At 51.4% G+C, this 25,743-nt stretch carries 25 protein-coding genes; 11 read left to right on the top strand and 14 right to left on the bottom strand.

Features of this window, described 5'->3' with window-relative positions; all coding sequences use genetic code 11:
- Window positions 1-37: 37 nt before the first annotated feature.
- From EPA93_RS01205 to EPA93_RS01195, 3 genes are all read right to left on the bottom strand, one after another.
- Window positions 38-685, bottom strand: coding sequence for a DedA family protein (locus tag EPA93_RS01205; RefSeq protein ID WP_422877915.1), 648 nt, complete (start codon window positions 683-685; stop codon window positions 38-40).
- Window positions 686-723: 38 nt separating this feature from the next.
- Window positions 724-1,200 (bottom strand): hypothetical protein, encoded by a 477-nt coding sequence (locus tag EPA93_RS01200; RefSeq protein ID WP_129885277.1) that lies wholly within the window; start codon window positions 1,198-1,200, stop codon window positions 724-726.
- A 75-nt stretch (window positions 1,201-1,275) separates the two neighbouring features.
- The gene (locus tag EPA93_RS01195; protein WP_129885276.1) at window positions 1,276-2,298 is read right to left on the bottom strand and encodes an Ldh family oxidoreductase; all 1,023 of its coding nucleotides are present in this window, start codon (window positions 2,296-2,298) and stop codon (window positions 1,276-1,278) included.
- A gap of 431 nt (window positions 2,299-2,729) precedes the next feature.
- Between EPA93_RS01195 and EPA93_RS01190 the strand changes: the two genes are divergently transcribed.
- Together EPA93_RS01190 and EPA93_RS01185 are read left to right on the top strand one after the other, a co-directional pair.
- The gene (locus tag EPA93_RS01190; protein WP_165422788.1) at window positions 2,730-3,446 is read left to right on the top strand and encodes a haloacid dehalogenase type II; all 717 of its coding nucleotides are present in this window, start codon (window positions 2,730-2,732) and stop codon (window positions 3,444-3,446) included.
- 360 nt (window positions 3,447-3,806) lie between these two features.
- Complete coding sequence (locus EPA93_RS01185; RefSeq protein WP_129885274.1) at window positions 3,807-4,451, top strand: helix-turn-helix domain-containing protein; 645 nt, start codon at window positions 3,807-3,809, stop codon at window positions 4,449-4,451.
- Between the two features lie 36 nt (window positions 4,452-4,487).
- Here EPA93_RS01185 and EPA93_RS01180 read toward each other — a convergent pair whose 3' ends face one another.
- The 6 genes from EPA93_RS01180 to EPA93_RS01155 form a co-directional block, all read right to left on the bottom strand.
- Complete coding sequence (locus EPA93_RS01180) at window positions 4,488-5,486, bottom strand: potassium channel family protein (RefSeq protein WP_165422787.1); 999 nt, start codon at window positions 5,484-5,486, stop codon at window positions 4,488-4,490.
- Between the two features lie 375 nt (window positions 5,487-5,861).
- A complete protein-coding gene (locus EPA93_RS01175) occupies window positions 5,862-7,031 on the bottom strand; it encodes an aminotransferase class V-fold PLP-dependent enzyme (protein ID WP_129885272.1) in 1,170 nt (389 codons plus the stop codon).
- A 215-nt stretch (window positions 7,032-7,246) separates the two neighbouring features.
- Window positions 7,247-8,551 carry an FAD-dependent oxidoreductase gene (locus EPA93_RS01170; RefSeq protein WP_129885271.1) on the bottom strand — a complete coding sequence of 435 codons (1,305 nt, stop codon included), beginning with the start codon at window positions 8,549-8,551 and terminating at the stop codon, window positions 7,247-7,249.
- Window positions 8,552-8,749: 198 nt separating this feature from the next.
- The gene (locus EPA93_RS50785) at window positions 8,750-8,866 is read right to left on the bottom strand and encodes a LuxR C-terminal-related transcriptional regulator (protein ID WP_422877874.1); all 117 of its coding nucleotides are present in this window, start codon (window positions 8,864-8,866) and stop codon (window positions 8,750-8,752) included.
- Window positions 8,867-9,060: 194 nt separating this feature from the next.
- Window positions 9,061-9,948, bottom strand: coding sequence for a VOC family protein (locus EPA93_RS01160; RefSeq protein WP_129885269.1), 888 nt, complete (start codon window positions 9,946-9,948; stop codon window positions 9,061-9,063).
- A 4-nt stretch (window positions 9,949-9,952) separates the two neighbouring features.
- On the bottom strand, window positions 9,953-10,135 hold the full coding sequence (locus EPA93_RS01155) for a ribbon-helix-helix domain-containing protein (RefSeq protein WP_129885268.1): 183 nt from the start codon (window positions 10,133-10,135) through the stop codon (window positions 9,953-9,955).
- 380 nt (window positions 10,136-10,515) lie between these two features.
- Between EPA93_RS01155 and EPA93_RS48155 the strand changes: the two genes are divergently transcribed.
- The 5 genes from EPA93_RS48155 to EPA93_RS01135 all read left to right on the top strand — a co-directional run bounded on the left by EPA93_RS48155 (window position 10,516) and on the right by EPA93_RS01135 (window position 15,217).
- A complete protein-coding gene (locus EPA93_RS48155; protein ID WP_165422786.1) occupies window positions 10,516-10,659 on the top strand; it encodes a hypothetical protein in 144 nt (47 codons plus the stop codon).
- 195 nt (window positions 10,660-10,854) lie between these two features.
- Entirely contained in the window at window positions 10,855-11,628 is a 774-nt protein-coding gene (locus EPA93_RS01150) for an ABC transporter ATP-binding protein (protein WP_129894403.1), read from the top strand.
- 132 nt (window positions 11,629-11,760) lie between these two features.
- Window positions 11,761-13,095, top strand: coding sequence for an ABC transporter permease (locus EPA93_RS01145; protein WP_129885267.1), 1,335 nt, complete (start codon window positions 11,761-11,763; stop codon window positions 13,093-13,095).
- A gap of 374 nt (window positions 13,096-13,469) precedes the next feature.
- Window positions 13,470-14,567 (top strand): HAMP domain-containing sensor histidine kinase, encoded by a 1,098-nt coding sequence (locus EPA93_RS01140; RefSeq protein WP_129885266.1) that lies wholly within the window; start codon window positions 13,470-13,472, stop codon window positions 14,565-14,567.
- Window positions 14,564-15,217, top strand: a complete 654-nt coding sequence (locus tag EPA93_RS01135) for a response regulator (protein ID WP_129885265.1) — start codon at window positions 14,564-14,566, stop codon at window positions 15,215-15,217. Before EPA93_RS01140 ends, EPA93_RS01135 begins: the two co-directional genes overlap by 4 nt.
- Window positions 15,218-15,443: 226 nt before the next feature.
- Here EPA93_RS01135 and EPA93_RS01130 read toward each other — a convergent pair whose 3' ends face one another.
- The 3 genes from EPA93_RS01130 to EPA93_RS01120 form a co-directional block, all read right to left on the bottom strand.
- Entirely contained in the window at window positions 15,444-16,196 is a 753-nt protein-coding gene (locus EPA93_RS01130; RefSeq protein WP_129885264.1) for an alpha/beta fold hydrolase, read from the bottom strand.
- A gap of 62 nt (window positions 16,197-16,258) precedes the next feature.
- Entirely contained in the window at window positions 16,259-17,419 is a 1,161-nt protein-coding gene (locus EPA93_RS01125; protein WP_129885263.1) for an FAD-dependent oxidoreductase, read from the bottom strand.
- A 494-nt stretch (window positions 17,420-17,913) separates the two neighbouring features.
- Window positions 17,914-18,834, bottom strand: coding sequence for an MmyB family transcriptional regulator (locus EPA93_RS01120; RefSeq protein WP_129885262.1), 921 nt, complete (start codon window positions 18,832-18,834; stop codon window positions 17,914-17,916).
- Between the two features lie 290 nt (window positions 18,835-19,124).
- Here EPA93_RS01120 and EPA93_RS01115 point away from each other — a divergent pair, with 290 nt between their 5' ends.
- The 4 genes from EPA93_RS01115 (at window position 19,125) to EPA93_RS01100 (ending at window position 23,364) form a co-directional block, all read left to right on the top strand.
- Window positions 19,125-19,685 carry a cysteine hydrolase family protein gene (locus EPA93_RS01115; RefSeq protein ID WP_129885261.1) on the top strand — a complete coding sequence of 187 codons (561 nt, stop codon included), beginning with the start codon at window positions 19,125-19,127 and terminating at the stop codon, window positions 19,683-19,685.
- Between the two features lie 50 nt (window positions 19,686-19,735).
- Complete coding sequence (locus tag EPA93_RS48955) at window positions 19,736-20,029, top strand: hypothetical protein (RefSeq protein WP_207229408.1); 294 nt, start codon at window positions 19,736-19,738, stop codon at window positions 20,027-20,029.
- A gap of 362 nt (window positions 20,030-20,391) precedes the next feature.
- A complete protein-coding gene (locus EPA93_RS01105; RefSeq protein WP_129885260.1) occupies window positions 20,392-20,700 on the top strand; it encodes a hypothetical protein in 309 nt (102 codons plus the stop codon).
- Window positions 20,701-20,793: 93 nt separating this feature from the next.
- Window positions 20,794-23,364, top strand: coding sequence for a beta-glucosidase (locus EPA93_RS01100; protein WP_165422785.1), 2,571 nt, complete (start codon window positions 20,794-20,796; stop codon window positions 23,362-23,364).
- Window positions 23,365-23,449: 85 nt separating this feature from the next.
- Here EPA93_RS01100 and EPA93_RS01095 read toward each other — a convergent pair whose 3' ends face one another.
- Window positions 23,450-24,283, bottom strand: coding sequence for an SDR family NAD(P)-dependent oxidoreductase (locus tag EPA93_RS01095; protein ID WP_129885258.1), 834 nt, complete (start codon window positions 24,281-24,283; stop codon window positions 23,450-23,452).
- A 157-nt stretch (window positions 24,284-24,440) separates the two neighbouring features.
- A complete protein-coding gene (gene melA, locus EPA93_RS01090; protein WP_129885257.1) occupies window positions 24,441-25,742 on the bottom strand; it encodes an alpha-galactosidase in 1,302 nt (433 codons plus the stop codon).
- Between the last annotated feature and the right edge of the window lies 1 nt (window position 25,743).

Raw genomic sequence — 25,743 nt, 5'->3', positions numbered from 1 at the left:
AGCCATAAAGAAGGGAGAGGCGAGAGACAGTGAGCGCTCATTGTCTCTCCAAGGGCCCGGGTAGAGCGCGCTCAGCCTCTTCTTCCAGGCGATGTTCATTACGCCGCAGGAAAAAGAAGCCAATCAGGATGATGAGGACGGCAAGGATGAGCAAGACGATGCCAATGGGACCGGTAATCTTGCTAAAACTGTTGCCAAGCGCATAGCCGCCCAGGCCATAGATTGTGGCCCAGAGGCAGCCACCTAGAGCATTGAAGAGGAGGAAGGCTGGCCAGCGCATACGATTGACACCAGCCAGGAAGGCCGCCCAGGCACGCAGGACAGCGACAAAGCGACCGAAAAAAACGACTTTACCTCCATGCTTCATAAAAAGGTATTGGCCTAGTTTAATCTGGCGCTCTTTCAGATGAATGTAGCGTCCATAGCGGCGCAGGAGGCGATAACCTCCTTCGCGCCCGACCCAAAAACCAAGATTATCGCCGAGAATGGCCCCGGCTGCCGCCGCGAGAATGATAAAGGGAATGGAGAGACGATGCATCGTGCCCGCGTAGATCGCGGCTAGCAACAGCATAGTTTCTCCGGGAAAAGGGATTCCGGTGCTCTCAATAGCGACGAAGGCGAGAACTGCCCAATAGCCATAGGTATTAAGAAAGTGAAGCAGATTTGATGTTGCTAGATGGAATATGTCGCAACCTCCTTTGATAGTTACAATTTACTCTACTTTTATAGGTACTCGTCTAATAAATGTTGCTCTGTTGCCGTATGCAGGGCTAATACAATCCAGGTAGCTGGTCCGGCCACTGGCTGGTGCCATATATTCTCCTCAACTGAGCACCAGCGCTCCTCTACTTGTGCCGAGTTTTCGGCAGTGATGGGATGCGGAAATCGTGCTTCGCCTTCGATGGTGAAGATAGTACCAGTGCCTTCAAGGCAAAGGACGCGCTGCTGGCTATTGGGATGGCGCTCAATGCGAGCAATCGTACCGCCTTTATAAGCTACCAACCTACTTGATTTAATGGAGGGTGGCAGTTGAGCGCCATAGATTTCCAGCGCAATGGGCTGAGTGGCAATCGGTACCTCTGACCGAAGCGTGAGCAAGCTTTGCAACTCGGCCCCTTTTTCCCTGAGCACGGCGAGGGTGCCTGCTTGCCTGATGAGATTGTCGAGCGTGGCGAGAAAGATGCGCTCAGAGTGTTTCAAGTGTAGTTCTCCTCTCCTTTCCGGGCAGATCAGGTATGGGCTGTTGCGCATTCGTTTATAAATAGCCGGGTGCTGTCAGATAGCGATTCTCTCCTGAAGCTGCTTGCCTGCCGCTAGCTCATTCAAGCTGTGAATGATAGCAGCGGGATAGTCTAGCCTGCCAGTTTGGCGAGCTTGCTGCCGTTGTTGCCAGGAATGCTGGCCGGGATAAGAACTGAAATGGGCCAGGTACTCACTGGCCTGGCGAGCCATTTGCTCATGCTGAAAGAGCTGAGGACCAAGGACGATAATCAAGGCACCTGCTCCCCAGGGCTTGCCCTCATTTGCTGAGAAGAAGCCACCCGTGAGTGCTCCGGCCAGAAACTCAAGTCCCATCGCCAACCCCAGCCCTTTCATCCCTCCTAGTGGCAGCATGCTGCCCCGGGTACGTTGGCGCTCAGCGATTGCCTGTAATATTGCCGGATCGGTCGTCTCCTGACCCGTACCATCAATAATGGCTCCGGCCGGTACAGTTCCGCGCGTGCTGGCGTCGTAGAGGAGATTGACGAGGCCATACTGACTTAAGGCGCCGTCAAAAATAAATGGGGGATTGCCAGGTGCGCAGATGGCCAGCGGATTGTTTCCCACAAGGTTTTCAGGTGCCGTACCATAATTCATGAGCGGTTCGTTCTGGACCAGCACCATACCGATATATTGTGCTTCGAGCACTGGCTGTAATAGAGCCCCGAGTATGTGCGGTTGTGGAAAGGCTACAAAGCTAACGCCGTGCTGTTGCGCGATCTGCATGGCGAGTTCAGCCGCCTTGACCCCGACCTGATCGGGCCAATCGCGGCGAGAAGCAAAAATTCGTGCGGCCATAGGCGAAGGTCGCTCTATGCGTAAATCAAGCCGCCTGCTCATGGTTCCCGCCTCGACTTGTTCAAGGATAGAGGGGAGGCGTGAGATGCCTCTTCCATAATCGGCTTGCATATCCCTATCCAGCGCGATCTGCATCCAGGAGGCTGCAAGCTCTGCTTCACAGCCTGCATTGCGGAATAAGGCAAGACCTGTGGCCTCTACCTCGGCCAGGGACACTGAAACCAACGCATCATGCTCCATACTTTAGCTCCCTCAAACATTCAAACTCCTTATCCAGATTATGAAAGGGACGGGCGTAGAACCTCTTCTCTATTCCCTCGTTCTCCTCATAATATCTAGCTAAGTTATGCTATGCACTTAGGAGTATAGCAGATAATTGGCGAAACAAGAAAGCTGTTTTTCAGCAACAAGGCCCTGTGAAAGCGGGCAAGCTTCTAGCAAAAGGGCGAGGAGCAGCGAGCCGGATCGCGCCGAAGAAGTGTATTCAAGCTCACCTGGAGCGATCATCGAGGCCGATTTGGGAAAGATCAGGGAGAAGCTGCAATTTCGTGTTTTTGATGCTATACTATAAAAGGGGGATAAATAATAATAGGTGTCAATTTGTAGTAAAGTCCCAGTATATGGAAGGTAGGGAATCTCATTCCGCAAAGTCATCTACAAGGAGACCATGCATGACGCAGGAAGCAACGAACTACGGAAGGGGCTGGGTGACGTTCGATTGTTATGGAACGCTGGTTAACTGGCGAAAAGGCATGTTGTCAGCATTAGAATCTATTGTTCCTGGAAAGGCATCATTATTACTGGATCAATATTATCTGACTGAAGCTGAAGTAGAGGCTGAGCGGCCTTTTCGCTCCTACCGCAACGTGTTGGCCGAAGCATTGAGGCGGGCTGCCAGAAGGAGTAGAATCGATCTACTCAGCGGTTCTGAACATATCCTGGCCGATACTTTGCCAAGCTGGCCCCTGTTCCCGGATGTCGGTTCGGCTTTACCTATGTTGCGTGCCGATGGTTGGCGTTTAGCAATCTTATCCAATATCGATAGAGATCTGATGTCTGAAACGTTGCGTAGAATGCCTGCATCATTTGATAAGGTTATTACGGCTGAAGATGTGCGTACCTATAAGCCTGCCGAAGGGCACTTTCGTTACTTTCTAGAAGCTACCCAGGTGTCCCCGAAAAACTGGGTTCATGTCGCCGGTAGCTATTTTCATGATATTGTTACCGCCTCTCGTCTGGGAGCTATGGCCTTGTGGGTCAATCGCGAAGGAAGTCAGGAGGCGACCCCGCAAGCTGCTGCCGTCCTGAGCGATTTGCGTCAGATTATCCCTACTATACATCGGCTCAATAGTCAACAAGACGAACATGCGCAGCCAGCTGCTGATTAACAGCAGTAGATAAATCCATAGTTTCGTCTGAGCATACTTAATAAGGCGCAAGATAGAAGTGACCGGCTCGGAGGATGGCGAAACTGTACCTACACGTATCCCTTTCCTCGTGGGAGAATAGAGCGTGAGGCGTGGCACTTACCTTTGTCCTTGCTGAGGAGTGGGCCGCTTAGTTAAGAGGAGCAGATTGATCTGGCTCTGCTCCTCTCTTTATTAGTTGCGTCTCTCTTCTGTGATATGATGTATGCGAGCCCGATGATGCAGCGGAAGATAAACGCTTGTTGTACAAAAAACTATAAATTTTCTTAAATGCATATAATCAGGGTGTTACATATAAATTTATAGGGAGTGCAAAGCTATATGACTCCTAATCTTCAGCTTAAACAGGAGCGCGAGCGGCGTGGCTGGTCGCAGGCACAGGTCGCGACATTACTTGGTACTGAGGCTTCTAATATTGATAGCTGGGAAAGTGGACTATCTGCTCCACCACCATATCTTTGCGTGAAGTTGTGCTTACTCTTTGAGCGGAGCGCGCGCGATCTCGGCTTTCTGCCTGCTAGCATAGAAACGCCTGAACTTGCCCTGGCTGAGGAGCCGAGGCAAGAGCCGGCTGTTGAACGAGCTGCAGTGCTAAAAGAAGAGCTGTTTGAGCCAGCGCTTGGAGCCAGAATTATTGCCAGCCTGAGCTATCTTTTCTTGTGGGGTTCGGCGCTGCTTGTGTTTTTTGCCGGTCGCGCTAATCGTTTTATTTGTTTTCATAGCTTGCAATCCTTCTTCTTCTTTGCTGGAGCGACGCTATGGTATATCCTTTATATCTGCATTATGTTTTACACCCCCAGTACAATACTTCATTTGCTCGCTCTGCTCATCTCCGTTCTGGTATCGATCTCATCAATTGCTGTCTGGCTGATTGGCATCGTACAGGCTTTACGTGGCAGATATACATGTGTGCCCTTGATTGGAAGATTGAGCTTGAAAGTTGCTAATAAGTTATCGGTAAAGTAGCAAGCCAGGGACAAAGATAAGAGTAAGAGAAATAGCTTAACCATGTTTTACCTTAAAGGCTGCGAGCGGTCCGGGCATACCAACCAGAATTGCAGTATCTCCTGCTTCAATACAGGTTTGCAGCCCGGGGCCACTAATCATCCCGTTAGCTTTCTTCAGGGCAACCACTACAATACCGTTAGGAAGCATATCCTGAGCCTCTTCCATTGTCTTGCCTACGAGCGAAGAGTGCGCACTGAGCCCTACCTCCTGGACGGCAAGATCTATGCTATCGGCCTTGGTAATCTTATCGATGAAATCTGTAACGATGGGCTGAAAGGCTAGATTGGCCATGCGGTGTCCACCAATCACGTAAGGAGAAAGAACGCGATCAGCCCCCGCAAGCTTGAGTTTGGCTTCTGTCTCGTTGTGGTTTGCGCGCGCAACAATATGAAGTTGTTTATTGAGATGGCGTGCCGAGAGGGTAATCGAGATATTATGGGCATCGTTATCGGTAGCGACAAGAACGCATTGTGCACTTTGAATACCGGCTTTATGCAAGAGATCATCGCTGGTTGCGTCTCCTTGAAGAGCTAAATAACCAGCCTCCAGGCAAGCTCGAATATTTTGTTCGTTTTCATCGAGAACTACAAAGGTTTGGCGAGCAGCTGCGAGATCCTGGGCAATCTGCGAACCGACACGTCCAAAGCCACAAATAATGGCATGGTTGCGCAATGCTGCAATCTTGTTATCCATGTGATGCCTCCGTACGGCCTGGCTAAAATGACCCTCGATCATGAATTCCATGCCAGCGCCAAAGGTATAGAGCAATGAACCTACGCCAAAGACAATGACAAAGATGGTGAAGATTCTCCCGAGTGGTGTGATGGGGTGAATAACGTTGCCAACTGTCGACATCATCCCCACTGTTGTATAAAGGGCATCAACGAAGGAAAGTTGCTCAATAAACATATAGCCAATGGTGCCGGCGATAAGCACACTGGCTACCAGGAGGCTTGCTATTATGAGATGACGGTAGGAGGCTGGAGGTTTCATAAGTGAATACCTCATGCACTATAAAAGAAAAACCATCAATATAAACTTAACATGTTCTATATTGTGTTGGCAAACAGAACAAATAGGAGTTTTCAAAATGAAGAAGAGGAGGGCAGAAGCGGAGCCCTTGACAAGGCTTCAGCTTTCGATGAGAGGACAGCCTTTTAGGGGTGAGATTCAGATCCTCCTTGCTCCTTCTTTGCCGAGAGCCAGGCATTGAGGAGCAGGAGAGTCTGACAGTCCCCATCTTTTTCAGCAGAGATGTAAATATGTTTCCCAATAATGTTTGTAATGTGCCATCGAAGGCGGTCAAGGCCTTATGTTTAGCCTCAAACGTTCTGTGCGCTCCGGTAGGCTCGGAGCTGTATAGCACTTCTAGCCAATCCTGAAGATCGATTGCAGCGCGCTCCGCAGCCGTTCGATATCGGCAGGACCATTATAACCTTGTAGGGAAAGACGAACGAAACGGCGCCCGCCCCAGCTTACAACCGGGATCTCGATATGCCACTCCTCGCGCAAGCTACGCTGCAATACCTGCACATCGCCAGCGGGCACCTCAATGATACACATCTGACTCCACCAGGTTGGATCAGCTGGGCAGATCACTTCAGTTCCCAGGAGGGCTGAGATCTCTGCTCGTGCAGACGCTGCTAGCTCGTGGCACGCGGCCCGCACGGCGTCCCAATTATGCTCGTGCTGAAAAGCAATGGCTGCTGGTACGCTCAGATAAGCGGCTGGATCGTCAGTGCCGAGCCAGCCAAAATAATCTAGAAATGTTGAGCTGCCTGGATTCTGACTTTCCCATCCCCAGCTAACGACGAGGGGCTGGAGGAGGGCTTGGCGTTCGGGCCGGGCATAGAGAAAAGCCGAACCTTTGGGAGCACAGAGCCATTTATGGCAGTTTCCGATATAGAAATCTACCCCTAGCTCATCAAGTGCGAGCGGGATCTGGCCAGGCGCGTGTGCACCATCAACTACAGTAAGGATGCCGGCAGCGCGTGCACGCTGGCAAATTCTGGCAATTGGAAAAGTTAAAGCGGTAGGTGAGGTGATATGGCTGATGAAGATAACTCTGGTGCGCGACGTTACACCTCGCCACAAATATTCAATCATCTCATCCTCACTCTCCAGAGGTAGTGGGATGGGCTGATTGATATAATGTATGCCTCGCTGCAAGCTTTGGAAGCGCCAGGTGCGGTCAGAGGCGCCATACTCGTGATCCGTTGCCAGCACTTCATCTCCAGGCTCAAGAGGCAATGAGCGGGCAATGATATTTACCCCAACCGTTGTATTGGTTACAAATACGATCTGTTCGGCCCGCGTTCCCAGATAGTCAGCCAGGCAAGCGCGTGCTTCGCCTAGCATCTCCCCAATGCGGCGTCCCAGAAATTCGATCGGATCATATTCCAATCTGCGCTGCCATTCCTGATAGGCTGCGAAGACCGGGCGTGGACAAGCTCCAAAGCTCCCATGATTAAAAAATGTAATGTCTGAACGTATTTGAAATTGATCTGCCGCAACAGGCAAGCTACATATGTCAGTCATTGCCAAATACCCTTTATTCTAAATATGCTCCAGCCTTGACCTTTCTCCTTGATGAGGTCGCTTACTCTTACTACGCCTCTTGATTTTATATTCTCTCGCTTAAAAAGCTGTAGCCTCTCGGAGGATAAGAAGGGTCGGCACTTAGAATGCCATGAAGAGGGACGCCTTGACACCGTAGCGGCCGGGCATCCCTGGTAAGCGTTGTTTCTACCCACTCAGGCGCTCAAATCGTGTGAAGCTAAGAGTTTGTAGGAACGTAGAGCGGTTTTGGCGAGGGCACGACCCGGCGTATTTTCCATCACTATCAAGTCTAAAGACTGCTTTGAGCTCTTTACAGCGGCAAAGCTATAGCTGAGCATTTCGGTGACATACTCCTTGAGGGCCTCGGGCATATTTTTCTCTTGCCGAGCTACGGAGATGAGCTTCTGACAGAGCAATTGCGCATCTCGAAGGGCTATATTTCCGCCGATGCCTCGGGTTGGCGGCATGCTATGGATAGCATCGCCGAGTAGCGTGAGGTTTTGGCTCTCCCAGGGCGCAACCTGCGTAGCGATGCGTAGAGGCGTCAACATGATAGTATCAACTGCCGTCATGTCGAGCAGGTGTTGGATAGTAGGATGCCAATCTGCCATCATATTCTGCGCAATCTGCAATAGCTTATCTTTGGACGCATGCTGCAGATCTTCACTGACTGGATAATTCTTCTCTCTGGCCATGAAAGCCCAGAAGTAGTAATCGTTGGTATTCTCGAACAAAGTGCTCTCCTCGGCCAGTAGTGCCTCATCATTGGCTCCAATCTTGCCTTGCGTTCGACTTCCGGCTTTACTGCTAAGATCATGGACAGCCGAGAAAAGGGCTCGACCTCTGGGACCCAGAATGATATTTGGCCTATGAAGCTGATGCGCAGCTAGTAATCTATTAATCTCAGGGGTCAAAATCACTTTGCCTACAATATCTACTGTACCTGTTTCATTACGTTGAGCGTGGGGAAGAAACTGGTGACGGACCCGGGAATTGCCTCCATCGGCACCAACTAACAGATCGCCGGTCGCGCTTGTGCCATCTTCAAAAAAAGCTGTCACCGACCCATCAGCATTCTCTTGATAGTGAGAATAAAATTTGTCGAAATGGAGGATTCCCTCAAGCTCCGTCAACAAAACCTGGCGCAGCGTTATGCGGCTAACCGAGCGGCTCGATTCGAGCGGGTTGGCTTGTTTGGATGCATCTACTGGAAAGGCGATGAGCTGATTGAGCTGTTCGTCGCGGATGAGCATACCTGCATTCTCCGGGCTCCCGGATGTCTGGAGGTAGGCTTCGAACAGATGTGAGGGAAGACAATCGTGTAACGCGTGATTGCCCATGGCCTTAATGTGGATACGATAGCCCTGTGAGCGCTCGTTACGCGTGCGGTCGCGCTCGTAGATGGCCACGCTGATACCAGCTTTTTTGAGTCCTTGAGCCAGGCAAAGGCCGCCGAGACCGCCACCAATAATTATTACGTGGAAAGAGTGCTGAGACATATAGAAAACTCCTTTGTTTAAGGTTTCTTTTTTTGAACGTCTTTATATCTTCTTGATATTAAGAGTATACTTTTAATGGGAGACAGGCCGCGTCACCTGACAGGGTGATTAGCGGGTGAATCTGCACAAGTTTTCTGCAAGCAATGAAAATGTGTTAATCAGTTATTGTGGTGAAGGCTGCGTGCAATCTTGACAGCCTCAAACGATTGCTACATGGAGCCTTTGGTGGAGGCGTTGCATATGGGTTTTGACTGTATTGAGGCTGAATACTAGATGCTCAGCGATTTCTTGCCGCTCCATATCAGCAGCTAGCAAGCGTAAAATCTATAGTTCTTGTGAACTTAAGGAGACGAGCAGGGAAGCCGGTTCGTTAAGTGAGATATTGAACTGCTTCGGCTTTCCATCAAAGGCCTGCAAGATAGTTAGGAATGGGGAGATGGGATGAACTCCCTGGTTTCATTACATCTCCCTATTTTGTTGTTGTCAGGTGAACTTTTACTCACGTGAGCTTAGAGACGCGTCGCTCCCTCTTGCTCAAAAAGCACAGCACAGCCATAGGCGTGTTCGGGCTGGATGAGCAGGCGGCCATCATGTTCTTGAAAAGGAATAGTATTGCCTGCCAATAGCGTACGCGTCTGCGCGAGATTCTCGGTCGCGACAGTAAAGCCGGCGAGAAAGGGTAGTGAGGGCGGAGTGCAGCCAGGAATAACTTTGCCCAGATCGTCTGGAGCGACAACCACAACGCGTGAGAAACCGAGATCGACAATATGCAATTGATCCCTTTGCTGGCTATGATGGGAGGTAAAACGGGCATAGGTTGCAGCTAGTTCTGCTGGATCGGGAGTACACACGATACATTCGGTCAACAATTTAGCTCCATTGCGATGGTGCATATACCGGGGCTGGAGCAGTACTTCCGGATTCTCGTGTTGGGCAATACTGACCTGGCCTGTATGGAGCATCTTGGCGTGCAAAATCTGTTCTCCCACTGGCGTCTCAACTTTGCGGTTCAGGTGCCCGATGGCGGAGGAAGAGAGGCCGTGAGTAACGAGGCGTTTATGAACGGCTTCAAGATTATCTGTACCAAAGTAGAGGATGTGAAGCCCTTGATAGCGCTTGAGGGCGCCATCGATGTCGAAGTAGCCACGCTGAGCCTTGTTGAGCTTATTCCAGATTTCTGGTTCTGTGACCCCGGCAATTTCCAGAAAGTTCTTTTCAAAGATGGCATCCTGTTTGCCTGAGCCAATGTCGATAGGCTCAGAGCCCGCTTCAAAGGCGACTTTGACATGCGATAAGGGCGCAAACTGAAAGCCGAGCTGCTCATAACGAGCAACAGCCGCGTGAACGTCTGAGACAAGCAGACCCACATGATTCAAAATATTGATATCGTTTTCCATAGACTTATCCTTTTTCCTCGTTCTGTAAAGCAGTTGATCGTTGTTGAAGATGCGTTCGGATCAGCTGCTCGATGAAGGCTGACAATGACATATTATGATCAACCGCCGCGTGCTTCACCTCACGAATAAGCTCTGGCGGCAAGTACACGCTAAACTGTTGTTTCTTATTCTGCTTTTCAGGTGGCATGTTCCACTTCTTCCTTTTCCAGTGAGTACTTTACCATGGCCGAGATAAAGCAAGATCGATAATATATTGGCAAATAAATTTATGAATATACTAATATGCTAGCATATTGATGAACGATTGTCAAATAGAGGGATCGAGGCATGATGGCTTGAGGACCAGGTAATTGAGATCTAGCAGGCTTCCAAAAAACACCGATATCTGTCGCATATACTACCGTCTCCTGACGGTACAATTCTCTCTCCACAAAGAGCTATACTGGCAGCAGAAAACAGCCCTCAAAGCCGGCAAGAAGTCAAGAGCCTCTCCAGAAGGCGCGGTTGTAAGAAGGAAGAAATTTAGCCTCTTTCTGGGCTGTGAGAATGAAAGGAGTCACAAACCTCATGAAACACAAGCTATTCTGGATGTACATGCTCAACAAGTATTGGAGCGTACTCATGTTTGCCCTTTTAATGCTCGGTGTGATCCTCGTGGTGAGTAGCTGCGGCATAGATGATATTGGCAAAATCTTTATGGGGCATCGTTAAAACCGTATTGTAGGGCCGATGAGCTGTCGTCATGAAAAAATGCTAGCATCTTGCTCAGCTCTTCTGTTATGAAAACTATGGCTTTGCTGAAGCCCTTTCATGCTAGCCAGGCTCTGTAGGAAATACGAGAGGAGAGCGAATAGCAACATGGACGCGCCGGGACAGCCTGAGCATAGCCTGGACTCAACTATTCCTATGGTTGTAAATGCTGATAGCCAGGAACAGCCGCTAATTGTCATGCATCAGGTACATAAAATATATGATCTGGGAACGGCGCGGGTGCATGCCCTGCGAGGCATCTCTGTGGAAATCAGCCAGGGCGAATTTGTCGCAGTCAGGGGACCATCTGGATCAGGCAAGAGCACATTTATGAATATTCTGGGTTGCTTGGATCATCCCAGCCAGGGTTCCTACTGCCTGGCCGGCTATCAGGTCAGCCGACTGCCTGCGAAACAATTAGCGCGCGCACGTAACCGCTTGATCGGCTTTGTCTTCCAGGGGTTTAACCTGCTGAATCGTGCCAATGCCTTGCGCAATGTTGAATTGCCCATGATCTATGCGGGTCTGAGCAGGCAACAACGAGAGCTGAGAGCAAGGCAAGCCCTTCAACTCGTAGGTTTGGGAGATCGGTTGGATCACAAGCCGGCCCAGCTTTCGGGCGGCCAACAACAGCGTGTCGCCATTGCTCGTGCGCTGGTTAATTCTCCTCAGCTCTTACTGGCCGATGAGCCAACTGGCAACCTGGATAGCCGCACAAGCGTTGAGATCATGGCGATTCTGCAGGCTTTACACCGGCAAGGCCTCACGATTGTGCTGGTAACGCATGAACCCGATATTGCTGCTCATGCCAGCCGTCGTATCGTTTTTCGTGACGGTCACTTGATTAGAGATGAACCAGTTCCTGACCCTCGCGATGCGCAGGCCGAATGGGCAGCCCTGGCCGAGCAGCCGCCTGATGAGGACGATTGAAGGCATAGGCTGGTTTTTACTGCCTGTCTAGCCGACATATGGTAGAAACGCTCTACTATCCGCCAGAAGCTACGCCTGAAACGTCAGGATGTCAAGCTAAATTTGCAATTGATTTAGAGAAGGAAGTGGTCAATGGATACAAGCGCTGGATTACGCGATCCCACGGCTTCGGCAGAGGCTGCGGGATCGTCACAGCGGTACCCAGGTCTGCTGGCTCCGCTCAAGCGGCAGGATTTTGACCGGACCGGCAAGCTCTTGACCAATATTGTAATTGCCTTCCAGGCGTTGTGGGCTAATCGGCTTCGCTCGCTGCTGACAACCCTGGGGATCTTCATTGGGGTTGCTGCCGTGATCGCGGCGATGCTGTTAACTGGAGGTGTGGGGGCAAAGATCACCAACACCATCAACGAAATGGGGACAAATACAGTTACGATTGCTCCGGGACCCGATACTGAGGCAAAGAAAGGGAATGGTTCCAGCACTGCCCCTGCAACACCTTCGCTTACTCTGGCAGACACACAGGCGATGGCCACGCTGCCTCATGTCACTGAAGCCGACGCCATGAGCTCGACCAAAGAACAAGTTATCTATGCAAACCAGAACTGGAGCACTTCCATTGAAGGGGTGAGCGCCGGCTACCCGCAGATGCAAGGTTGGCAATTGGTAGAGGGCGCCTGGTTTACTTCCGCTGACGATAGCAGCGCCCGTGCCGTAGCGCTTCTAGGGGATACCGTCTATCATCAACTCTTTACCACTTCTGGCGTTGATCCAATCGGAAAGAATATCCGCATTCGCGATCAGATTTTTCGGGTGAGCGGGATCTTACACGCGGAAGGAGGTGGAACAAGTACTGATGATCTCGTCTTTGTACCCATAGAGGCCATGCAGTATCGCCTTAAAAATACTAGCTATGTCGATCAGATTATGGTGCAGGTCGATGATGCCAGCAATATTGATATCGCTCAGCAGGCAATTACTGAGTTGCTGGCGCAGCGCCATCACATCAAAATAGGGCAAGACAATGACTTTCACCTTACTAACTCCGTTCAATTACTGGAGGTTGCCAGCCAGTTTACTAGTATTCTGACTGCCTTGCTGGTGGGCGTTGCCAGCATCTCGCTGACCGTAGGTGGCGTGGGAATTATGAATATGATGATTGTCTCGGTTACCGAGCGAACGCGCGAGATCGGCGTCAGGCTCTCGTTAGGAGCCCAACGGCAGGATATTCGCAATCAGTTTCTGATCGAGGCCCTGATTCTGAGCCTGCTAGGAGGCCTGATCGGGCTGCTCTTTGGCACACTGATCGGCTATGGAATTACCAGCCTCCTACAATTGCCCTTTGTCATCACACCAACTGTAGTGCTCATGCCATTCGCCATATCGTCAGCTATCGGGATCATTTTTGGCTTCTATCCTGCGGCGCGTGCGGCCAGGCTTGATCCTATCGAGGCCTTGCGCTCTCTTTAGATCAGGGCAAGCAAGTGGCAATAGAGTAGGCAAAATAGGTAAGATCTGTATATACTAAGGAAGAAATGCAAAGATGGCAGCTGTCTATGACTTGCCTTCCATATCGATGAGGCAAAGCGGGAGAAAGCAGCTATCTTCTGCTTTCCTTTTCTCTCATCCCGATAGGGTAGGATATGACTCTTTTGAAGTAAAATAGCGTAAAGCAAGCCAGGCGTAAAGGGAGAAGAATATGAGTAAAAAGAGCCTTATGCTCGTCGTTGCGGGAATTCTGGTGTTTCTTGTGCTGGTGCCTCGACCAGGCGGCCAGTGTCGGATGCGCTCAAAGCGCTAAGCCTGGAGAGGATGGAAGTTCCTGAGACTTAAAGAGGTGCGCCATGAAGAAAAAAGAGAGCTCAGGCTTGAACTTGACTGCACGATCTGAAGAATCCTTTATTACCTGGAGAGGATTGCAGATACGTATGACCCAATCATATATCTGGGTGACGCTAGGGGCTGTATTGTTGTTTCAGATTGTGAGTGGGGCGACGACTGCCAGGCCTTCTAATGCCGCGGATCTACACATACTGTGGTTAGAGTTAAATGGCCTTGCTTTTCTAGTTGTGATCGTGCTTGGCGCACTCTTTGGGTTTATCTCTACATATGGGCTTATCTCCCGTCTGCGTGCAATGACTGCCGCGACAACCCGTTTTGCGGCTGGTCAGTATGAACGGCGTCTCAAAGTCTATACTAAAGATGAGCTCGGCCAACTTGAAACCCATTTGAACCGGATGGCCGAGCAACTCGTTGGATATCTCGCTCAACAAAAACTGCTTGTTGCACAAAATGCCCGTTTGGAGGAGCGCGCTCGCCTCGCGCGCGATTTACATGATAGTGTCAAGCAGCAAGTTTTTGCCCTTGCCGTGCAAATAGAACTGGCTCACACCCTACTAGAAAAGGATCGTGAGGCGGCCCGCGAGCACCTGGGCGAAGCTGATGAACTGAGCTATCACATTCAACAAGAGTTAAGCGCGCTGATCCACGCGCTACGTCCTGCTGACCTGCAGATAAAAGGGCTCCCCAGGGCCTTAGAGGACTACCTCACTACCTGGAGCCGTCAGAATAAGATCGCTGCCGAGGTCGATCTGCCAGAAACTTGTTGCTTGCCTTTCCCTATAGAGGAGGTGCTCTGGCGCGTTGCTCAGGAAAGCTTATCTAATGTCGCTCGCCATAGCCGGGCCAGTAGAGTAAGGATCAAGCTAAAATTAGCTGGGCAGCAAGTTAGCCTTTCCATATCAGACAATGGGCAAGGATTTGAGGTTTCTGGAAATCAAGGTGCGGGCCTGGGCCTGCGCTCGATCTCCGAGCGCGTTGAGCGAATTGGTGGAACTACCCTGATTCAGAGCGCGCACGGGCAGGGAACGAGTATGCTTATACGCTGCTCCATCTCCCCCGTTGCAGAAAGTACAGCTAAGGGACAGGTGGCGACGACATGAGCGAGCCGATTACTATCCTGATCGTGGATGATCATCTTATCGTGCGGCAAGGAGTGCGCACCCTGCTCGATATGCATCCCGACTTACAGGTAGTTGGGGAAGCAGAGAGTGCAGAAGTCGCGCTTCCTTTAGTAGAAGAGCTTGTTCCTGATGTCGTGCTGCTTGACTTGATCTTGCCGGGTATGAATGGTGTGGAGGCAACCCGTCAGATGAAAAAGATAAGTCCGCGAACCCAGATAGTGGTTCTGACTTCTTATGCTGAAGATGAGTATATCTTTCCTGCGTTACGAGCGGGTGCGCTCTCCTATCTTTTAAAGGATATCCGGCCCAGGGGGCTGGCCGAGAGTATCAGGAAGGCTGCGCGTGGTGAAACCGTGCTTCACTCCAATGTAGCTGCGCGCATGATCGCCGAAGTGCGGGCCGCCAAACGCCGCTTACCACCGGCATTTGCAGAGCTAACCCCGCGAGAATTGGATGTCTTGCACTTACTTGCCGAGGGATACACAAATGCCTCGATTGCAGAAAAGCTGGTATTAAGCGAGAAAACAGTACGTGGATATATCAGCAATGTCTTGAGCAAATTGCATCTGGAAGATCGAACCCAGGCTGCAGTCTTTGCTTGGCAACAAGGGCTTATGGAACAGGACTAAAAAGAGTTGCCTGTTTATGGAGGGCCCTTTTTCGGGACCGAGTATGCATAATAAGTGCGTTAGCCAGTGTTCTCCTTCTCCCTGGCAAGCCGATAAGAAAGCCGCTTCACAGCATCTTCGAAGGGGGCGACCAGTGATAGAACATCAACCCTCACAACGTCCCGCGCGATTTTACTGGCCTTCATCCCTCCGAATGATACTAATTGCGCGTGTGAGCCAGAATTTATTATTCTGGTTCCGGGCCGGCAAGACTATCCACGAACGCCTTTACGATGGAGAACGAGCGCTCTGGCTGATCGACCTGCGGAAGATGGCCCGCTTCTGGAATGAGTTCGAAGCGGGCGTCAGGAAACGCTTGAGCATAGGCCCGCCCATAGTCAGGAGTTACAATAGGATCGTTTTCGCCCCAGAGGCATAAGACAGGAATCCGCACACGCCCCAAACGGCGGCGTAACTTAGGATTGTACAGCCCGTCTGGTCCCATATAGGCGCGAATCGCCTGGATACTCACAGGTATGCTGTCAGGGTTCGGAGCCTGACCTGAACCTGGAGGGTGTGGTAGATTGATCGAGTGTCCGTCAACCTGAATACCCGCTGCATCTATCAAAATCAGGCCGCTCAGGCGGGTCGTATTGAGTACGGCTAGCTCAGCAGCAATCCAGCCACCGAAGGAGAGGCCGATGACGACAACATCGTGCAGGTCCAGCCGTTCAAGAAGATCAAGGTAAGTGAATGCTAGGTCGCCAACGCTATTGAACCACGCGGGACGCGGCTCACTCTCAAATCCGGGGTGAGTTGGAACGAGAACGCGTGCCTGGGGCGCTAAAGCTTCAGCCAGCTCGGAGACACTGCGCGGACCGGCGGCCCCATGCAAGATGAGGATAGGTTGCCCGCTTCCCCTTTCGTCAATACGTATGCTCAAATCGTCGAATAAAGCTTCCTGGCGCGTTAGGAGAGTAGAAGAAGGTACCGGATTCATAGATTACTCCTTAGCATAGAATAGGCATATGTTTGAGTATAGGACAAATGTGAAACCTGCAGTTACCCGGCCTGCTCTGACCCTTGAGCCTTGGAAAGGACCAGCTTGTGGGCGGGGGCATCGGGCGCAACAGCCCTATTCACACCTTGATAGGCTCCGCGGGCAGCGTCTTCAGCTCGTGGGAACATCGTTTCTTCATATGTGCGCACAGCCTCCTCAAGCGTGCTGTGGGTACTGATAGCGTTGGCAAGGTCTGCTGCATCAAGCATAGCTAGATTCGCACCTTCGCCAGAGAATGGCGACATCAGATGAGCGGCATCGCCTAGCAAGGTCACCCCCGGATGGAAATTCCAGCGATGACCAACAGGAAGCATATATAGCGGCCTGACCACAAAGTGATCATTGGATTCCAGGATCAATGCTTGCAAGCTCTGATCCCAATCAGCAAACCGATCGAAGAGCCACTTTCGCGCAGTATGAGGATTAGAGGCATCAAAGCCGGCTTTGGTTTCCCAGCCTTCGGGGATGCGCATACCTGCATAGACGCGGATATGCGCATGGCTGTTGCGTTGGGCAAAGAGCCCCTGATTATTGCCCTTTGCAAACATCGTTCCGTGCCCTACTAATTGAGCCAGAGCAGGGTGATCCTGATCCACATTGTCAAGACCAAATTCAATGAATGTTACACCTGTATAAAAAGGCTTTGCATTTGAGATCAGAGGACGCACATGCGACCAGGTCCCATCCGCACCAACGACTAGATCGAAGATCTCAGTCACTCCATTCTCAAAATGTAGCTCATGCCTTCCATCAGTGGCCCGGCGGATCGAGCTAAGATTGTACCCCCAATGCACTATGCCAGGTTTCAATGAATCCAGCAACAGCTTGCGCAGTTCGGTTCGATCAATCTCGGGACGATCTCCACTCTCCTCAACTGGCCTACCAGCAGGCAAAACCTGGGCATGTTTATTGAAACTGCGCCCCTCCTGATCTTCGTAGCGCGCAATAGCCTGAAATGGCTCAAAAAGCTCGGCTAGACGCAAAGCCAATTGGCCGGATTCAGGATGCAAATCCAGCGATCCTCCTTGTGGCCTCGTGTCTGGATCACTTTCCCGCTCAAAGACGGTTGTGGGGATATTGCGCGTTTGGAGGATACGGGCGAGGGTTAAGCCGCCGGGACCTGCACCGATGATAGCGATGCGAGGAGTTGTCTTTGTTGTCATTATAGAAATCCCTTCTCGTGAAGTATTCATCTCACAAAAATTGTACACCGTTCAACTTGAACACTGTACAATTTACCTCATAGTATGATCCGATGTCAAGTGGCATGAATATATAGCAAGAAAAGATAATCAACACATGCTTACTATACTCAACTATTCTCCCCTAACGGATGGAGCTTCTTTTGAAGGGAGAAACCGGAAAGCCGCTTGCTTGAACGCATGGTAACTCATCCGGGGCGAGAGCAACATGATGAGCACGGAAAGTAGCGTTGTTCCCTGGGAGAAGAAGTAGCGGCCAAAGCTGGACTCTCCTACCAGGTACATTCTTCGGAAGAACTGCATCCGGGATATATTCGCAACCTCATATTTCTAGAGGAGTGCTTTCTTGGCTGTGCGGTTCCAAACGCCGTTTTGGTGGATATCTTGGAAGTAATCAAGCCCACGGGATGCGTAACGAGGTTGAAAGGGGAGAACGTGGCCCCTCCTCTCCAGGATTAGCGTCTCCTCACCGCATTGAAAGGAGACCCCTGAGTACTGCTAAAGGATGCAAAGACGGAACGTCCAGCATCATCCAAAGGACGAAATGCCATAATGCAAGGATACATGTGGCTGCAGACCGAAATACGAATATTCTGAAGCTCTATTGGCACCCATTCTTCCGTCGTCGCATTTCTCCCCAGAAGCAGCTTTGACGGAACATCATACTGATCACGTATTGAAGGCGTTTGTTCCCAATACAGACGAAAATCGGCGACGGCACAAAACTGTTCAACCAATTCATGATACCATGGTTCAAATTGGGAGAGCCTATTACTTTGCTTAAAGAGCTCAATGCAGCGAGATACCCCCGCTTGCCAGGCTTTGACTGCCTGGTCATTGAAGCTCGAACGTTCTCGGATTGGCAAGTCCTCTCGAAACAAGACGGGGAGGAAGTATCGTTGTGCTCGTGGAAGCGCCATGAGTGGAGGAAACGCAAAGAAGCGCTGGAAAGGCTCGTTGAGCGCTTCGATTGCCAGGGTATGCGTCACAAGCATGGCTGGATATGAGAGTGTGTCCATCAACTGCCTGGCTTGTTCTAATACGAGCCTGAGCGCATTTCCTTCCAGTTCGAGGCTTTCAGGGAGATAACGAGCAGCCAGGAGCAAGTTGTTGCGGCTTTCCATGCTACATTCGAGATAATCAGCGATCTGCATCAAGGTCTGGCGGCTCGGAATCCGTTGCGAGCGCCCAACCAGCAAATTTTTATAGGTGGGACACGCCTCATCGGTTAACTCTTGCTGAGTAAATCGTTTGAGGAAGGGATGAGGGCGGTCCCTTCCCTCTTCCTGTCTCGTAATCCTCAGGACTTCAATCTCCTCCAGGAGATCACGCAGCACATCTGGCGTGTGAGAAGCGTCAGGTTCGATGTTCATCATACCCTCTCCGGCTGTTGGAACTGGGAAAGACCCGATCCGCGAACAGGCGGGACGATCTCTTGCCAGTCCAGGTGTAGTTTTACACTTGGTACAACACATTTTCCCCGATATACTCTTCCCTGTGAGCAGAAAATAGCCTGACTGCCTGGAAGAGGCTCTGATCTTCGAGGACCGTGCCGTCGCTTCACCTCCCAATGAGCGAGAGCTGTTCTTGGGAGAAAGACCAGCTCACGTTCGTGCTGGTTTCAGGTATCTCGTGCACATGCACCTAATCAGAAGAGGTAATAGACATGGAAAACAAGAGCGCATTACTTATCATGGATATGCAAGGTCCCATGGTCGACGGACTAGCCAATAAAGAGGAGTTTTTACAAAAAATACAATTAACCATTGATGCTGCACGCGCAAACAATATCCCAGTTATCTACGTTGTCGTAGGCTTTCGACCAACCATGCCGGAATTCAATCCCCGCTGCAAAGGACTCCGTGCTCTGCGTGATACCGGGACTGCCGACGCATTGGTCAACCCAATACCCGTTTTGCCACTCACAGAAACGGATGTAGTTGTAACGAGGCGTCGATTGAGCGCGTTTCCCGGAAGCGATCTTGAAATACTACTCCGAGCAAAAAATATAGACCACCTTGTTCTCAGTGGCATATCGACGAGCGGTGTCGTGCTTTCAACAGTCCGTGAAGCAGTCGACAAAGACTACACACTGACAGTATTATCCGATCTGTGTGCAGACCGCGATGAAGAAGTACACCGCGTCCTCACTGAGAAAGTGTTTCCAAGGCGCGCCGATGTCCTATCCTCAACAGAGTGGCTCAGCACGCTACATAGCGCAGAATAAAATGTGACTCTTCCCTAGAGCGCATTTGAAAATGAAGGAGCAGGAACAAGGTGCTTGAGAAGCTGTTGAATCGAGGCAAGATAGACGATGCCTTGCCAGCTCCTCATCGCCGCTTTGATCAGGTCTGCGCGCCGGGCTACACCGGACGGAAGCGAGGAGAAGTTGTTCGTATCCGTACTGTTGTGCTTCAGAGGCATACCCATCAGTTCCTTGGCACGTTTGGTGGAGCAGGCAATGGGGATTCCCGAGGTGAACTGCAACGAGCGATCGGGATGAGCCGCAGCTACGCCACACACCTTGAAATTTTCCCCGCCTCCATCCTCGTACGCTTAGACGGGTTGTAGGGCGACGCCGCGCTCCTGCTCGAAGTGCTCTCAGCGAACCTGACGGTGATCGTGAGAAGCCGAGCCTCTCATCTGCTGAATCTGGAGGTGGTGAAACGTCATGGTGCATACTCCTGACCACGTAAGCACGCACGCGGAAAGTGGTATGACACGGGCGCTCTACGTTTGTACGTCTGATCATTGCAACCCATGCGGGAACCTTCTCTGACCTAACCGTTGGTGTCGAGCGCGACGGGATCGTATACGAACTCTTTTTCAGCACGCTTTCCTCCCCGGAGTTTACGGCTTCGGATATCCTGGAACTGTACCTGCATCGTGGATCATTTGAAACGGTGTTGGCCGATGAAGACAAGGAGCAAGGGATGGGTCGCTGGTACTCGCATACCCCTTGTGGTCAGGCGTTCGCCCAGATCTTCGCTCAATGGACGTGGAATATCCGGTTGGAACGAGGCCAACAGCTCGCTCCAACCGAGCTGCGTACCACCGAATTTGCTCCCGCGCACGAGGTCGAAAAGTTCTCGGCCAACATACTAGCACCAGAGGCCGTCCCAACACCTCCGGTCACATACGGCTTACCACAATGGGCCTACCCTCTTTTACGTATGGCTTCCCTAGTTCTGCGTTTACTCTGCAGCCTGATGGCACGCTGCGGTGCCCCGCCAATCATCTAAAGATGATTTTTGTGCAGATGTATAATATATTATAGGCTCATGGCAGAGCTTTTAAAGGCGTTTGGGGATAGTGGGGAGATGGTGGAGTGGCGTATGCGCAATATTTTTATTAAGATCAGACCAGTATTTTTCCTCTTTGTGGTTTTACTGAGCTTACAATGTTTCCCTCGTACTACTTTTGCCTCTTCGTTTGTTGAGCAACATCATCCCTGGATGAAGCGCGCCCTTGCGGCTGACTTGCGGGCTGACCTACTGCTGGCTCAGATGACTCTGGATGAGAAGATTGCCTTACTGCATGGGATAGATGGAAGTGCTTATGGTGGGCACGTACCGGCCAACCCGCGCTTAGGTATACCGGCCCTCAACCTGGAGGATGGTCCGGCAGGGGTCGCCGATAATATGACTCAGGTCACCGCTCTTGCCGCACCAATTGCGGCGGCTGCGACGTGGGATGAGGCACTTGTGACCCATTATGGACGAGTAATAGGACGTGAAGAGCGCGCTAAAGGCGCTAATATTGTCCTGGCGCCAACCGTCAATATTCTGCGCATTCCACAGTGGGGCAGGAGCTTTGAGAGCCTGGGCGAAGATCCCTATTTGACGAGTCGGCTGGCCAGCGCCGATATTAGAGGCATCCAGAGTCAGGGCGTGCTTGCCACCATCAAGCACTATGCCGCCAATAATCAGGAATATCATCGAGGAAGCGTGAGCGCCAACGTTGCTGAGCGAACCTTGCACGAGATCTATCTTCCGGCCTTTAAAGCTGTCGTGCAGGAGGCAGGCGTGGGAGCAATAATGTGTTCCTACAATAGAGTAAATGATATCCACGCGTGCGAGCAGCCATATTTGCTTGATACGGTTCTGAGGAAGCAGTGGAAGTTTCCCGGTTTTGTCCTCTCTGATTGGGGCGCTACGCATAGTACCGTGGCCTCTGCCCAAGCCGGCCTTGATATGCAGATGCCCAATGGGACTTTTTATGGCGCTGCCCTGAAGGCTGCCGTGCAAAGTGGTCAGGTTAGTATGGCCCTGCTAGATAGGCATGTGCATCGTATTCTGCGTACTATGTTTGCCTTTGGCCTCTTTGATCATCCACCATCCGGCTCTCCAGAGGATGATGTGAGGAGCTCGGCTGATACGCGTTTAGCGCGCGAAGTTGCGGAGCAGGGAGCTGTCTTGCTGAAGAACGATCAGCATTTGCTCCCCTTTGAAAAAAGTAAGCCACATTCCATCGCCGTCATTGGTCCCGATGCGCTTGTAGAGCCTATGATCACCGGTGGGGGAAGCGCTCATGTAAATGCACCTTATGTGGTAACTCCTCTGCAAGGAATTACCAGAAGAGCCGGGCATAAGTATCGCGTGAACTATGCACAAGGGCTCGTTTCGAGTAAGGATTTTATACCGATCAATGCGCAGTATCTTACCCCGCTGACGACCAGTAGTACCCAAAATGGATGGAGAGCCCAGTTTTATGCAGGGTCAGAGCCTGTTGGGAAACCTGCCCAGACACGTATTGAGTCGGCTTTCGGTAGGAGCTGGCACAAGTCAGGATTGAAGCCGGAGCAGCAGTTCCGCTCAGCGCGCTGGACCGGTTTGCTGAGAGCACCTGTTACCGCTACTTATACATTTGCCCTTGCTAGCAATGGAGGTGCGCGGCTCTACCTCAATAATCGCCTGATGCTTAATAGTCCACCCGCAGCAAATGACACAACAAAAACCTTGCCCTTGCACCTTATTGCCGGTCAGCAGTATAAATTTCGGCTAGAGGTATACCAGGCTACCGATCCTGGCTCGCTAGAACTGGGTTGGCGCTGGCCTGGACTTGATGAATCCTTACTGGATCAAGCTATCCAAGTAGCGCGCACCTCCGATGTAGCTGTTGTCTTTGCCAACGATAATGAGTCTGAAAGCCTGGATCGTGGTTCTCTAGCCCTGCCAGGCCAGCAGGACAGGTTGATTCAAGCCATCGCGCAGGCGAATCCTCACACTCTGGTCGTACTGAATACCGGTGCGCCAGTTCTCATGCCCTGGCTCAAGCAGGTTCAGGCCGTTATGGAGGCCTGGTATCCAGGGCAGGAAGATGGAAATGCTATTGCCGCCCTGCTCTTCGGTGACGTTAATCCCGCTGGTAGGTTGCCGATGACCTTTCCTATGCAGGCAAGTGATGTTCCTGCGGCCTCTCCTGTTCAATATCCAGGTATTCATGATGAAGCCGAATATTCCGAGGGGATTTATGTCGGCTATCGGCATTATGATGCCAGGCATGTTGCTCCCCTCTTCCCGTTCGGCTATGGCCTCTCTTACACGACCTTCGCCTATCATGGCCTGGCGATAGTGCCCCACTCGTCTACCACTCTTGGTAGGGTTGCTGTGAAGCTTGCCGTAACAAATACAGGCCAGCAGGCTGGGGCTGAGGTTGTACAGCTCTATCTTGGTTTACCTTCGACAGTAGCTCAACCCCAGCCCCTCAGGCAGCTAAAAGCTTTTCGCAGGCTCTTCCTTCAGGCCGGTCAGACCCAGGAGGTAACCTTTTGGCTAGATGCGTCAAGCCTTGCCACCTGGGATACTGGAGCACATGACTGGATTGTGCAAGCTGGCACATACAGCGTTATGCTGGGAAGCTCGGAGCGGGATATTCACTTACAAGGAAGCTTCCAGATCCGGTAGGAACTCTTAGCTATCTGCAAGCCTGTTGCTCTCGTGAACTGGCATGTCCACTGACCAGGCAGCGGCTTGCATTGCTCTCCACCCCTTAGCCTTCGTCTGCTGTACTGGCCTGCTCAAAGCCTGGAAAAGGAGCTATAGGCGCGTCGTCTGCCATAATACCTAGCGTCTGCCCTCCATCAATTACCAAAATCTGCCCCGTGATGTAAGCAGCGTTGGACGAAGCCAGAAAACTTACAGCGTTTGCCACATCCTGGGTTTCAGCAAAACGCTTGAGAGGAATCTGTTGTAAATAATTGGTGGCTCGCTCTGTATCTTCGGTTATCCAGGCTGCCAGACGCGTGCGTACCACTCCTGGTGCAACCGCGTTCACCCGGATACCATAACGGGCCAGATCGAGGGCTGCCGAACGAACAAAGGCCACCACGCCGCCTTTAGACGTGTTATAGTGAGAAAGATTCTCCTCTACCTGAAAAGCATTGGTGGAAGCCATGGCCACAATAGCTCCTCCACCCAGGCGGGCCATAGCTCGTCCAGCTTCCTGGGTGCACAGAAAGACCCCTGTCAGATTCACAGCCATAATACGCTGCCAGCTAACATCTTCTATCTCTAGTAAAGGCTGAGCGTCGGCAATACCGGCCTGGGCCACCATGACGTCAAGGCGGCCAAAGCGTTCAAGACAGAGCTCAACGGCGCCATGGACATCTTCACGACGGCTCACGTTGCCCCCCACGCTTACGATTCTTTCCTCGCCGCTCTGCCGGGCTAATTGTTGCGCCGTTTCTGCTGCCAACTGAGCATCGAGATCGAAAATAAGGACATTGGCACCCTCGTGAAGAAACTGTTCTGCCATGTTTCGTCCCATACCCTGAGCCCCACCAGTAATGATGACTGCCTTTCCGGCGAACTCCTTATTGCTCATGAGCTTGCTTCCTTCCCGTCCTTGCTAACGTTATTGCTGCTGATAGAAGCTGATGATATCCTGACATAAGAGAAGTGCTATCATAAAGATAATAGCACTTCTCCATGGTGGGTAGAGGTTGAAAGGTTGTATCTAGCCGCAAAAAAACTATCTGCTTCTATTCGAATGGCTGGAGGTAGGCCCTCTCAGCCTCCCACATTTCATCGAATAATGCGCTCAATTCAGCCGGTGAGCAGACCGCTGCGCTCAGCGGATCGAGCAGCAATGCATAGCGGGCGGCCTCTTTATTGTGGGTAAGTAGAGCCTCGCACATAAGAGCATGGATGGCCATATGGCTACGATTAAGCGCCGCTAGCTGCTCAGGCAAGGAGCCGAAATGGCAGGGTTGCACTCCATTGCGATCTACCAGGCAGGCTACTTCTACACAACCATCAGGAAGGTTGTCGATAAGACCGGTGTTGCGTACGTTGCCATGAATGACAAGGGGGCGCTGCAACTCCATGGCTTCAACAATGTAAGAGCCGAATTCGAGACTGCGCTCTAAAGGAATCTCCTGCGTGCCTGCGAGCATGCCCCGGATCTCATCATCGTTCTCTTTACGCCAGTTGGCCCAGTTTTTGGCATAGAAACCGGTCCCGCCCAAGAAGCCATCCCGGCTGTAGCGCTCTACAAGATCCGGACGCTTGCGGAAGTAAGGAGTATATTCAGAAAAATGCCCGCTGCCTTCCGAGACAAAAGCGCCAAAGTGGAGCATGAACTCAAAACGGATGGGATCTTGCTCATAGATCTCTGTGATGGCTGCCCGTTGGCGCAAGCGCGGATACATATCCTGCCCCTTATGGCGCAACTCAGTAAACCAGGCATTATGGTTGAGACCTGCACAGCGCCATTCCAGCTCGTTAAGTGGCACATCCAGGTACTGAGCTAGCTGCTCGGATGTTCCCTGTACGCTATGGCAGAGACCAACTGTGCGCATCTTCGTGCCTTTGAGAGCGGCAAGAGTGAGGATCGACATTGGATTAGTATAATTGAGTACCCAGGCTGCAGGACAGAGCTCCTCTGCATCATGCAGAATATCCAGCCAGGCTGGACCTGTGCGCAGGGCTTTAAAAATGCCACCGGGACCAATTGTATCGCCGATACATTGATTAATTCCGTATTTCATCGGAAGTTCAAAATCGTAGTGCACATTGTCAAGACCTGCCACTTCGATAGTGTTAATGATAAAATTGCTTCCTGCCAACACCTCTCGGCGCTCTGTGGAAGCGCGAACACTCCAGTTCTTTCCACTGATAGCGATCAGGCGTGTGGCAATCTGGTGAGCTAGTTCAAGGCGCACGGGATCGATATCTACCAGCGCAAAACATCCCTCATCGAGCCCTTCAATCTGTAAAATATCAGTCATAAGCTGGCGGGAAAAGACAGCGCTCCCTGCGCCTAAGATGGTGATATATGGCATC

Source organism: Ktedonosporobacter rubrisoli, assembly GCF_004208415.1.
In the GTDB taxonomy this organism is placed as follows: Bacteria; Chloroflexota; Ktedonobacteria; order Ktedonobacterales; family Ktedonobacteraceae; genus Ktedonosporobacter; species Ktedonosporobacter rubrisoli.
This window is presented reverse-complemented; position numbering and strand designations above follow the sequence as displayed.